Here is a 12,247-nt window from a genome sequence, read left to right on the forward strand (position 1 = left end):
GCTGCGAGTCTGTAAGCTATGAGTCGGTAAGCTATGAGTCGTGCGGTTTTAGAGGTCTCCCAAACACAGTGACCGCGACTCACTTCTCCCTTTGGGAGAGGTCGAGCCAAAGCGAGGGAGAGGGTTTACGATCAATCTGAAATCAAAACAACTCAAACCAAGAGATCCGAAGTGGCATTCAATGAAGATTCCGACGCCAACGAGCGTCGCGCAGATGCCTACCGTCCTGCAAATCCCATCAGCGAAGATTCCGCAGACGAAACCCTGAACAGCACTATCAATACCCGTTTCATTTGGGTCATTTGTTTCGTTGCCGCCATGGGTGGCCTGTTGTTCGGTTACGACTGGGTGGTCATTGGCGGTGCCAAGCCATTCTATGAACCGTATTTCGGAATCTCGGATTCACCGACCTTGCAAGGTTGGGCGATGAGCACCGCGCTGATCGGTTGTTTGTTGGGAGCCGTTGTTAGTGGAGCACTTGCCGATCGCCTGGGACGAAAACGATTGCTGTTGGTCGCGGCGTTCCTGTTCACGTTGTCGGCCGTCGGGACGGCATTGAGCATCGATTTCACCTGGTTCAACATCTTTCGATTCGTCGGCGGCATCGGCATTGGCTTAGCATCCAATCTTTCACCGATGTATATCGCTGAGATTGCACCGGCAAAATCACGAGGACGATTGGTGTCGGTCAACCAACTGACCATTGTTGTCGGCGTCTTGGCTGCTCAGATTGTGAACTTGCTGATCGCGGATCAGGTGGTTGAAAATGCAACCGCAGAAGCCATTCGCCAATCGTGGAACGGGACGCATGGTTGGCGGTGGATGTTTGCTGCGGAAACCGTTCCCGCGGCGGCCTTCTTTTTGATGATGTTTGTCGTTCCCGAAAGCCCCCGGTGGTTAGTCCGCGACGGTCAAGACGACAAAGCAAAATCGGTGCTAGAGCGCGTGGGCGGTTCGGATTACGCCGAGAAAGAATTGTACGAGATCAAGGAATCGATCGGCCAGGAAGCACAGACGAAGGTCCATTTGTCTGAGTTGTTTGAACCCAAGATTAGGAAAATCCTGGGCTTGGGGATCTTCTTGGCCGTGTTCCAGCAGTGGTGCGGAATCAACGTCATTTTCAACTACGCCCAAGAGATTTTTTCAGCCGCTGGTTACGACGTCGGCTCGATCATGTTCAATATCGTGATCACGGGCATCGTCAATTTGGTCTTCACCTTCGTTGCGATCTTCACCGTTGACCGATACGGACGCCGCGGATTAATGCTGGTGGGTTCTTTGGGGCTAGCGATTATCTACGGGATTCTGGGCAGTTGTTACTTCGCGGAAAGCCAGGGCGTTCACGTGCTGATTTTGGTGCTCAGTGCAATCGCCTGTTACGCCATGTCATTGGCCCCGGTCGTTTGGGTTTTCCTATCTGAAATTTTCCCCAACCGAATTCGCGGTGCAGCGATGGCGGTCTGCGTTTTCAGCCTGTGGCTCGGTTGCACGGCGTTGACATTCACCTTCCCAATCCTGAATGACCAATTAGGAGCCCACGGAACATTCTGGCTCTACGGCGTGATCTGCGCAGTCGGCTTCGTCGTGATCTTGTTGAAACTTCCAGAAACGAAGGGCAAATCACTGGAAGAGATTCAAGAATCGTTGATCAAGTAAACCTTGATTGGCCGGGCAACGTGCCGGCGTAATAGACGTAGGCCGGACCGCTAAACCTTTGGCATTGACAATGAAAATGGATATTCGTTTTATGTTCCGTGCATCGATGAATACGCCAACGGCGTTAAACAACCTAGCCCAGGGTTAAAGCTTTGTGAGCGTAGCGAAGCAAACTGCAACCCTGGGTTGATGTCGATATCTCATCGCCCGTCCCCTCGCCGATTTTGGCGGCAAAGCCGCCAAAATCGGCGAGGGGACGGCTCCGCTGGTGCCCGCGTGCCCCAGGGTTGCAGCGTCAAATCGCCAAGGCGTTTGACGACTTTAACCCTGGGCTATGTTGTTTAACGCCGTTGGCGTACGGAATGAAAGCTGCGCAAACAAAAGTGACCGCGACCCCAAACTTTTAGCGGCCCAGACGTAGGCCGGAACAAGCCGCTTCGGCGCAGTTCCGGCAATTGCACTGAACGGTTTCGGCGATCCAACGCAGCACCATATTATTGCCGGAACTGCGCCGAAGCGGCTTGTTCCGGCCTACGCAGTTTCGGCAACTGCATTGAACGACTTTTGGCGATCCAACGCAGCACCATACCATTGCCGGAACTGCGCCGAAGCGGCTTGTTCCGGCCTACGCGAAAAGCTTGGCTATCATTTTTTAAACAACGCCAGAATCAGATCGGCTACCACTTGATGGCCTTTCCGATTGGGGTGATTGGCTTGCGAAAGGAATGTCTTGACGTTCGCGCCGCCTGCAACACGCTTTTGAAACGCGGCATAAGAATCAACGACGGGGACACCAAACTCTTTGCCTAGCTTGCGAACTGATTCTGCGTGCTTGGCTAGCTTGGTATTTGGGTCGGTGATGTCTTCGTGCGAATCAGGCGTGGGCGTCAACAGCACGACTTTGACTTCGGCCTGCAACGCTTGCTGAATCATCGTCCGCCAATGCGTTTCCGCGGCTTCGACACCGATGCCTCGATCGTTCAGGCAGTAGTCGATAAAGACGACATCAGGTTTCAGCGTCAGCACGTCATCGGCGAAACGCTTGGATCCGGGACGAGAATTCTCGCCGCCGATCGCGGTCGTGCAAACGTCAATCACTGCCGTTGGATACTGTTTGCACAAAGCTTGGTGAAACAGGATCGGGTAGGAATCAAAGCGTTGGATGGTGGGCGTGCGGAAATAGCCGGCCGGAACGGAATGACCATGGAAGACAAAACGTACCAGCCGGTTTTTGGGCCAAGTAAGTTTCATCTGCTGTTTCAGTTCATCAAAGCTCTGCTGCTGAATCGATTTCGCTGAACTCGGCATACCGACATCGTCAGCACTGGCTGCTGGTACGGCGATCCAGGCCAGAAGGAGGGCGATACCAAGTTTGCTTAACGTCATTGATCGGATCATGTTTGCTGACTTTCAACTGCTGTGTTGGATGAGTTTGCGGAACTGCCCCACCAATTGTCATCTGTTTTCCAGTCGAAATCGAGACAGGAGGCGTGTTCGGATTTTGGGGGATCGAATCCCATAAAGATACTTCGGGACAATGCCTAAGCTTAACCGTGCATCCGACTCGATTCTACCAATCCAAACGCTTTGACTGGATTTAGAAGCCTACTGCTTGGAAACCGAAACCATCGTTACGAAAACGTCAGGCCCTCCGGGACTAACGCGCAGTAATCAATAAGACGTCCCCTGCGAAAGGCGGCACTTATTCCCCGCTCGTTCCTTAAACGTCTTCGTACTCTTCCTCATCCTCAGCATCTTCGTACTCGTATTCGTCTTCTAATTCCTCACCGGGTTCTTCTTCCTCTTCTTCATACTCTTCTTCTTCAACGAGTTCTTCCTCCTCGTATTCCTCTTCATCATCGACCTCTTCTTCTTCGTCCTCGATCCCTTGCATTGCATTCCACTGGGGCATGGTCAGGATGACCTCGCGAGCCTTGCTGCCGTTGTAGGCACCGACGATGCCGTCTTCGGCCATGAAATCGATCAGCTTGGCGGCGCGGCCGTAGCCGATTCCAAGACAACGTTGAAGCAAACTGCAAGAACCACGGCCTTCGCGAATGACAACTTCGATCGCGCTGTCGTAGAGTTCATCTTTCTTCTTTAGCTCGTCCAGCGATGCCGTTTCGCCACTGCCTTCTTCATCGACCTTCAAATTCATCAGCTCGCCGACGAAGTTCTGCTTGCCCATGCTGCAATGAGCACAGACGGCATCGATTTCTTCATCAGAAAGATAAGTTCCCTGTCCGCGAATCGTCGTGCTGGTTCCCGGCCACAGGAAAAGCATGTCACCGTTGCCCAGCAATTTGTCAGCACCGTTTTCGTCCAACACAACACGGCTGTCAGTCTTCGATGCAACCTGGAAACTCAAACGTGCCGGCAAGTTCGATTTGATCAGGCCCGTGATCACGTCAACGGTTGGTTTTTGCGTTGCCAAGATCAAGTGAATGCCGACCGCACGCGCCTTTTGAGCAATCCGAACGATGTGAGTTTCAACATCCTTACCCGCGGTCATCATCAAGTCTGCCATTTCGTCGGCGATGATCACGATGAAGGGGAGTTTGTCTGGGATATCTTTCGCTTCGTCCGCTTCGTCGATTTCAAGACGACGCAGCACCTCTTCGCGACCCAGCGCGTTGAAGCTGTTGATGTGACGCACGCCCGCTCTGGCAAGCAAACCGTAACGCTCTTCCATCTTCTCGACCGCCCAAGCCAAGATGGCTTCGGCTTTTTTCATGTCCACGATAACGGGGTGCATCAAGTGCGGAAGTTGACCGTAACCGCTAAGTTCGACCATCTTGGGGTCGATCATCAACATGCGAACTTCGTTAGGGCGGCAACACATCAGGATCGATGTGATGATGGCGTTCAAACAAACACTCTTACCGGTACCGGTTCGGCCTGCGATCAACAGGTGAGGCATCTTGGCCAAATCGACGACCATCGGATTACCCGACACGTCTTTGCCCAAGAAAACAGGAATGTTCATCTTCGCGGCGCGAGTGTCGGATTCTTCGATCACATCACGCAACATCACGACTTGCCGGTTCTCGTTGGGCACTTCGATCCCAACCGTGTTCTTTCCTGGAATCGGTGACACGATTCGCACGCTCGGAACGCGAAGGGCGATGGCCAGGTCGTCGGCAAGTCCGGTGATCTTGCTGAGCCGCAAACCGGCTTCGAGTTCGATTTCGTACTGCGCGATGACGGGACCGGTTTCGATTTCGACCACGCGAATGTTGAAACCGAAATTTTTGAAGGTTTCTTCCAGGATCAACGCTTTGCGACGGACTTCGACCAATTGGTCTTCGTACGAAATATCATCGCTCTGTTCCAACAGTTGCAGGTTTGGCAGTTGGTAGTCTTCGCTGCCTTCGGGGGCGTTGACATTGATGCTGTCGTAGAATTCTTGTCTCGGATCTTTCTTAGTCTTAGGTTTGGGGGCACGAACTTTGGGATGCGATACTGGGTGCGGTTCATCTTGCCGCAGCGTGACGGTTTCGTCCTCGACTTCAATTTCTCGCGTCGGACTTTCGGCGACCTCTGTGTCTTCGCCTTCTTCGTCCTCGTCCCAGTAATCTTCTTCTTCCTCGTACTCTTCTTCGTCTTGATCCGATGGCGAAGAACCCATTGCTGTTGCGGCGGCAGCCAACCCCGCGGCCGCGGCTGCGCCGATTGCGGCGGTCGCCGTTTTCTTGGGACGATTGAACTTGATCGTCGGCTCATGTCGCTCTTTGATTTCCAACTCGCTCTCGTCGCCTTCTTCATCACCTTCAAAATCGGCGTCGTCTGATTCGGCTTGGTCGCCATCGATCGTGATGGGTTGTTCCAGATCGGTGAATGGTTGGCGAGTTCGTCCCGCCAGCGGAATGAACTTGCCGGCTCGACGAACCGAACCAGTGGCCCGAGCTCCCCGCGACATGATCGCCCGCCCCGCGTACAGCAATGCGTAGTCGGTTGTTAAAAGCAGCCCAATCGTCAAAGTCGTCAAGGTTAGAATCCATGCGCCGGCTGGGGCAAAGTGTTCCAGCAACCACGTCGATGACATCGCGCCCAGATATCCGCCGTTGCCCACCACTGGCATGCCATCAAGTTGCGTTGGAAGCAGCCCGGCACCGGTCGCTGCCGCCAACACGACCACGGTTCCACCAAAGGATCGTAGAACCGGCGCATTCATCGTCCCGCGTGTAATCAACGCAGTCGCCGTTCCGCCCATCGCTGCGATCACCAACGCGGTCGCCAGGCCAACACAATCCAGCAAGATCGACGAAATCATCGCTCCCCAATATCCGCAGGCGTTGGTGATCGCGGGATTCGTTGGGTAGATAACGGTATCGGGCTGATAGAAATTGCTGATCGGCCAAACCGGTGTGTCCAGCGGATCGGCGGCGCTGCGAGTGACCACCGAAACGGTGACGATCAGCGTGATTGCAAAGAGTGCAATGGCGGTGATATCGCGAGCCAAATTGGGCTCGCGGATCGGTTGGTCGTCATGCGATTCGATCGAGGCAGCCGACATGATGCTGTTGAAACTCCGTTTAGATAACGCTCGGGGGCCTACGTCCGTGCAGTCCCCTTTTGTCTGATCGGCATGCAATGACCGGCGTGACAATTCCAATAGGATTTGTCCGCATAATCGGAACCGGGGCAGTGTTTCGTTAAGCCGCGTTGGGCATCGCCCCGCGCGTCATGCGTTGCAATACGCGCGGGGTCAACTTGTCACGCCCCTTGAAAGTAGGCCGTAGCGAGCCATAGCGAGTTACGGCGTTGCGCAGATTGCCGTAACTCGCTATGGCTCGCTACGGCCTACCTACTGGCCGCCAGTTGTGATCGCGCCGGGACAAGCCCGAAGCGGAAATTGATCGAGTTGCCTCCGACGATTCGAATGGCCGCATTGGACTGGAAGCGAACAGCCCACAGGGCGACACAAATCTCGCCTTTTGTGTCGCCCTCTGGGCTTCGCAATCAGCGATTTATCGGTCCGGTAGCTGACGCCACCGGCAATGATGTGTCGGCCTCCGGCCTGTGTTGCACGCGAGAATCCCAGGTCAAAAGCCGCAGAAGATTTGTGGGGTACAAATAGGCTGCTAGTGCTTCGGAAATGTTCCCCAACCCATCAGGCTGCCCTCAATTTGATAGCCGGCCTTTTCCCAGCGTCGAAAGATCCAAACACTGACAAAATAGACTGCTGTGAAATCACAAAGCTTTCGGAGAAAAGTTGGCACGACTGTGTTGGACCAAAGATATAAGTCGCCTGGCGTTTGTGAAAAGAGGACAAGGTAGAGCATGTTGGTCAGGTATCCCAGCAAGATCACAACCGCTAGGAACGCCACCCGAATTCTCTTGCCGCGTTTAGAGACATTCGATTGGTCACCACCTTCCGATTCTGGAACGGCGGACTGCACCACCGCCCAACCCGCCAGCACAATGACGCTGACGCGAAGAACTCGCCATAGAAAACCCAATAGCAGCAACCCGGCCGAATTGCCCGGATCAAAATTGACCACGGTGTCTTTGAAGTGTTCCCGTATCATTTGATTTGAGCTTTCACGAATCGTCAGATCGACTGCGACTAAAAACGTGAGAAGCATCAAGCCTTGAATGCTCCAATTGCGATCATTGGCACGGTCGATTCGTTGGACTTTGCAATCCCGCAATCGTAAACATGTGACGGGTGAAAGCAATTGAACCGTCACCAAGCACCAAGGAATGATCAACAGGCCGCTGATTGCCGAAACGCCGATCATGCGAAAGGGCATGGCCCCACCCGGCACATCGGATTCATACCAATCGTAAAAGGCGATCCAACTGCCCAATTGAAACACTGTCGGAATCAGCGATAGGCTGGCTACCCACAATAAGATCCAAGTGCTGGAAGTGTTGAGGCAACGCCAAAGCCACCAAATTGCAATGTGGATGCAAAAAGCGGACCACAAACCGGTAGACAGACCCATACGACATTCAGAGAAACTGACCAAGATTGACGACGGAAAGAACCGATGCATTCCCAACCAATGCAACAATAGGTCTGGAATCAGGCCCATCGCCAGCCAGAACGATATCGATATCAGAACGGTCCTGCAAAAGTACCGATCACGCTGCATTGCAGAGTTTTCCGCAGAGTTTACTGCTGGGTTTTCCGCTGGGTTTTCGGCAGAGTTTTCTGCTGGGTTTTCATTCAGGTTTTCGTCAGAAATCAAACTTCACTCCCATCTCATATTCTCCATTGTCCGAACCCGATCCTTCGCTGCTGTCTCTAGTGACTTCGATGGAGAGGTCAGCGGTGAACTGAAATCAGACTACTTTGACTTTTTTGTTCACTGGGCGACGAAACAGGATAACCTAGATGGGTAGGCCGAGGCTCGGTTAGTTGCATTCTACGAATTTGAGGAACATTGCTGTGGCAGTCAATCAATTCCGCATTGAAGCATTCTTTGAAGAGGAAGAACTTCGGTATTTCCGTGCTGGGGAAGATGCCGAGTCTGGATCTTGGTTTCTGATGTTCGGCAGCAAGACCGGGGTCAATGTTCGACTACTTGAAGACGGTGAGTGCATTCTGATTCGCAGTCAGCCGCTGGTTCACTTGGATGAATTTAGTCGCGAAGGTCGGTGCCGGGTTTGGGAAGCGATGGCGCACCGCAATGACCAAATGGTGGTCGGGCGTTACAGCGGCACCGAAAACGTCGTCGTCGAAGCCGCACTGCCGATCGAAGATGGCGAAATCAGCGACAATCAATTGAAGCGGATGCTTGCCGTTGTCGTCAACGAATCCAATCACTACGGGCCTCACCTGCGGCAAATTGCTCACGACGAAACCGTCAAGGTGCGCGAAGATCCGATCGACGGACTGATGCGACAATTGCTGGAAGGCAGCGAACTGGAAGACGATGACGCCGCACCCGTTGAACTGGGTCCAGAACCGTTTTTAGATTCAGACGAATCATCAGGCGACGACGACGAAAACGAAGAACAGATTCAAAGCAAACTTCGCAATGAATCTGATGGTGATGATCGCCAAGATGATTCATCCGATTAAAACGTAGGCCGGAACAAGCCGCTTCGGCGCAGTTCCGGCAATCCAACCGTTTCATGCAATTGCCGGAACCGCGCCGAAGCGGCTTGTTCCGGCCTACATTGATTCGGAACCTCCATCGAGTTTTACGATGCGTACGCGGGCAGCGCAATCACTCGTCAAGCAACAAATCTGATTCCAGCAAATGACAATAGGCATCGTACCGCCTTGCATCGATGCGGGCGTCGGCGACTGCGTCTTTCACGGCACAATCATCTTCACTTAGATGCAGACAATTGCCGTACCTGCAACCGCTGACGTAGGGCCGTAAGTCGGGCATCAATCCGGCGACTTCTTCGGCCGAAATGTCCCATAGTTTGAATTGTCGGATTCCCGGTGTATCGAAAACCGCTCCGCCATCATCAAGCGGTATCAATGTTGTCGCGGTCGTGGTGTGGCGTCCCTTGCTGTTGTCCTGACTGACTCGACCAACAGCCAATCCTAGCCCAGGTTTAATCGCATTTAGCAAACTGCTTTTGCCAACGCCACTTTGCCCAGCCAGTGCGGTTTGCTTTCCGGCAATCAGGTGCCGAAGATAGTCCACACCCACACCGGTTTCTGCGGACGTCATCAGCACTCGCACGCCCATCGCCGCATAGACGCCGATCAATTGCTGCAGCGACACCGGTTCCACCAAATCAATCTTGTTCAACACTAGAACAGGCTGAACATTGCACTGCGACGCGGTCAGTAAAAACCGATCGATCAATACTGGTTTTAACGATGGCTCGGCAACACTGGCAATGATTAGCAAGTAATCGACGTTGGCCACCAAGACGTGTTGCTGTCCACGACTGGTTCGACTGATGATGCCGCGTCGCGGTTCGACATGTTCGATCATGCCATCGATATTGGTATCACCGCGAAACCGGACCAGGTCACCTGCGACAACCGCGGATCGACCGTCGATGCTGAGCGATTTCAATACCTGACGGATCGCGCATTCGTAGATCGAACCTTGATCGTCTAGCACTTTGCACTTCAGTCCATGGGCACTGATGACTCGGCCGGAACGCAATTGCGGATGAGTTGCCGAAGCATCCTTGTCGGACTGATCGGCATCGCTGACGACGGTTCGCTTCCGCGTCAAATCGCCTTTGCCGCTGACCCGCTCGCCCAGATTTAGATCGGCAAGCTTGTCAGATTTCCCGTCGCGATAGTCCCGCGTCAGATCGGCGTCACGCACACGCCCTTGATGGCTCTTGCGAAAGGAGGCCCGCTGCTTGGCGTTCTTTTTTTTCTTAGCCATGGGCTCTGTATAAAGTAGGCCGGAACAAGCCGCTTGGGCGCAGTTCCGGCGTCTGCCCTATTGCCGGAACTGCGCCCAAGCGGCTTGGTCCGGCCTACGTTGAGTACTAACCTTCCTTTTTGACCGCCGTTCCGGGGCTGTGCTCGGCTGCACTTTCGGGCTGCATTGTCTGGGTTGGACCATCGTCTTTGCGGTTGCGAACCTGGATCGATTCGCCGATCAAATCCGTCAACTCTGCTTCGCCGAGTTCCTCGTGTTCCAGCAAAGCTCGCGTGATCGTTTCTAAATCCGAACGATGCTCGCGGAGAAGTTGCTCGGCCTTCTGATCGGCCTCCAACAACAATCGGGCAACCTCTTCGTCGACCAATTCCTGAGTGTGATCACTGAACTGGCGTGTTTGGTGAATTTCGCGTCCCAAGAACGGATCTTCGTCGCTTGTCTTGTAGCTGACCGGGCCAATCTTGGCACTCATGCCCCAATGGGTCACCATCCGCCTGGCAATACTGGTCGCCCGTTCCAGATCGTTTTCCGCACCGACGCAAGTTTCGCTGTAGATAATTTTTTCAGCAGCACGACCGCCAAGCAACACGATCAATTGATGTTCGAGTTCGCGTTTTGAAATGCTCAGGCGATCTTCGCTTGGTACATATTGTGTGACGCCAAGCGCGCGACCACGCGGAATGATCGTCACCTTGTGAACAATGTTTGCTCCGTCCAAATGCCAAGCCGTCAACGTGTGCCCAGCCTCGTGGTAAGCAGTCTTTTCCTTCTCGCTTTCTTGCAGCACCTCTTCGCGTTTGGCCCCCATCAGGATCTTGTCGCGAGCTTGCTCAAAATCGCTCATATCGACAATTTTTTTGTCTTGGCGAGCGGCCCAGAGTGCGGCTTCGTTGACCATGTTGCGAATGTCAGCCCCGGTCAGTCCAACCGTTCCTGCGGCAAGCCGTTTCAGATCGACATCTTCGGCGAGCGGAACATCGCGGACGTGAACCTTAAAAATTGCTTCGCGACCCTTCATCGTTGGCCGACCGACGGTGATGTGTCGGTCAAAACGACCAGGACGCAGCAGTGCTGGATCCAATACATCGGGCCGGTTGGTTGCGGCAACGACAATGACCGCTTGGTTGCCACCAAAGCCATCCATTTCGCCAAGAATTTGATTCAACGTTTGCTCGCGCTCGTCATGACCGCCACCCAAACCGGCACCACGTTGGCGTCCGACTGCGTCGATTTCATCAATGAAGATAATCGCGGGACTGTTTTCTTTGGCTGTCTTGAACAGGTCACGAACGCGGCTAGCACCGACACCGACAAACATCTGAATAAATTCAGAACCGTTGACCGAATAGAAAGGCACACTGGCTTCGCCGGCAACCGCGCGAGCCAACAGCGTTTTGCCGGTACCGGGCGGTCCATTAAGAAGCACTCCCTTGGGCACGCGTCCGCCAAGTGCCTGGAATTTTTCGGGCGTTTTTAGGAAATCAACAATTTCCTGCAAGTCAGCTTTGACGCCTTCCAAGCCTGCAACGTCACTAAACGTGACCATTTTGTCACTGGCCTCGAATCGCTTGGCCGGGCTCTTGCTGAAGCCTGACAACAATCCGCCGCCGCCCATCATGTCGTTTCGCGACCGACGCAGCATCAGAAAAAAGAACACCAAAATGCCGATCGGCAAACCGACCATCGCCAGGAAATAGATCACCTCGGCGGTGTTATCGCGTTCAGGGTACGTGAAATCTTCGATGCCAGCTTCACGCAGCTCTTTCTGGAATTCCACCACCCAGCCCGCATCGGTGGGGCGGTTAAATGCGAACTCTTTCAGGTAGGTGCCCTGCTCTGCCGCGGCTTCGTCGTCGGCGTCGGAGTTTTCGCCTGAATCCGCTTTTTGCAGCGATTTTGGAACTTCGGGGCGGATTTTGAAGTCGCCGACGACACGTTCTTGATCGATTCGAACGGACTGAACGTTTTCCTTTTTGAGCTGGTCATAGAAAAATTTCGCGGTAACCACCGACCTTTCTTCGTTACGACCATAGAACAGCATCATCACCAACGCAGCGATGACCAATGCGATTAGCAGTGAGTTATTGCCCCGTTTTGCTGGACCGTTTTCCTTGTCCTCGGGAGCGTTCGAATTGCTAGGTTTATCCATGTGCTTCGGTTTATCCGTTTCAGCTATCTCAGGTGGCCGAATGCGTGCTCGGCGCGTTGATTGATCGTAAGTGTTGATTGATCGTAAGTGGTGAATTGTAGTGCTTCGACGACAAAGTGACTAA

7 protein-coding genes are annotated in these 12,247 nt (G+C 53.6%); 2 read left to right on the top strand and 5 right to left on the bottom strand.

The window, feature by feature from the left end:
* The first annotated feature begins 171 nt into the window (after positions 1–171).
* Entirely contained in the window at positions 172–1,656 is a 1,485-nt protein-coding gene (locus RC85_RS03320) for a sugar porter family MFS transporter (protein ID WP_084422313.1), read from the top strand.
* A gap of 645 nt (positions 1,657–2,301) precedes the next feature.
* Here RC85_RS03320 and RC85_RS03325 read toward each other — a convergent pair.
* The 3 genes from RC85_RS03325 to RC85_RS03335 all read right to left on the bottom strand — a co-directional run bounded on the left by RC85_RS03325 (position 2,302) and on the right by RC85_RS03335 (position 7,853).
* Complete coding sequence (locus RC85_RS03325) at positions 2,302–3,054, bottom strand: SGNH/GDSL hydrolase family protein (RefSeq protein WP_068258629.1); 753 nt, start codon at positions 3,052–3,054, stop codon at positions 2,302–2,304.
* 322 nt (positions 3,055–3,376) lie between these two features.
* Positions 3,377–6,172, bottom strand: coding sequence for an FtsK/SpoIIIE family DNA translocase (locus tag RC85_RS03330; protein ID WP_068258631.1), 2,796 nt, complete (start codon positions 6,170–6,172; stop codon positions 3,377–3,379).
* A gap of 568 nt (positions 6,173–6,740) precedes the next feature.
* Positions 6,741–7,853: a hypothetical protein gene (locus RC85_RS03335; protein WP_068258633.1), complete on the bottom strand. Its 1,113-nt coding sequence runs from the start codon at positions 7,851–7,853 to the stop codon at positions 6,741–6,743.
* 200 nt (positions 7,854–8,053) lie between these two features.
* Here RC85_RS03335 and RC85_RS03340 point away from each other — a divergent pair, with 200 nt between their 5' ends.
* Complete coding sequence (locus RC85_RS03340) at positions 8,054–8,689, top strand: YbjN domain-containing protein (RefSeq protein WP_068258635.1); 636 nt, start codon at positions 8,054–8,056, stop codon at positions 8,687–8,689.
* A gap of 148 nt (positions 8,690–8,837) precedes the next feature.
* Here RC85_RS03340 and rsgA read toward each other — a convergent pair whose 3' ends face one another.
* Entirely contained in the window at positions 8,838–9,974 is a 1,137-nt protein-coding gene (gene rsgA / locus RC85_RS03345) for a ribosome small subunit-dependent GTPase A (protein ID WP_068258637.1), read from the bottom strand.
* A 106-nt stretch (positions 9,975–10,080) separates the two neighbouring features.
* On the bottom strand, positions 10,081–12,123 hold the full coding sequence (gene ftsH, locus RC85_RS03350; protein ID WP_068258639.1) for an ATP-dependent zinc metalloprotease FtsH: 2,043 nt from the start codon (positions 12,121–12,123) through the stop codon (positions 10,081–10,083).
* Between the last annotated feature and the right edge of the window lie 124 nt (positions 12,124–12,247).

The organism is Rubripirellula obstinata (assembly GCF_001642955.1).
GTDB classification, from domain to species: domain Bacteria; phylum Planctomycetota; class Planctomycetia; order Pirellulales; family Pirellulaceae; genus Rubripirellula; species Rubripirellula obstinata.

Excerpts from the sequence above, each read along its gene's own strand:
- ftsH (WP_068258639.1), bottom strand. The coding sequence starts at position 12,123 with ATGGATAAACCTAGCAATTCGAACGCTCCCGAGGACAAGGAAAACGGT.
- RC85_RS03325 (WP_068258629.1), bottom strand. The coding sequence starts at position 3,054 with ATGATCCGATCAATGACGTTAAGCAAACTTGGTATCGCCCTCCTTCTG.
- rsgA (WP_068258637.1), bottom strand. The coding sequence starts at position 9,974 with ATGGCTAAGAAAAAAAAGAACGCCAAGCAGCGGGCCTCCTTTCGCAAG.
- RC85_RS03330 (WP_068258631.1), bottom strand. The coding sequence starts at position 6,172 with ATGTCGGCTGCCTCGATCGAATCGCATGACGACCAACCGATCCGCGAG.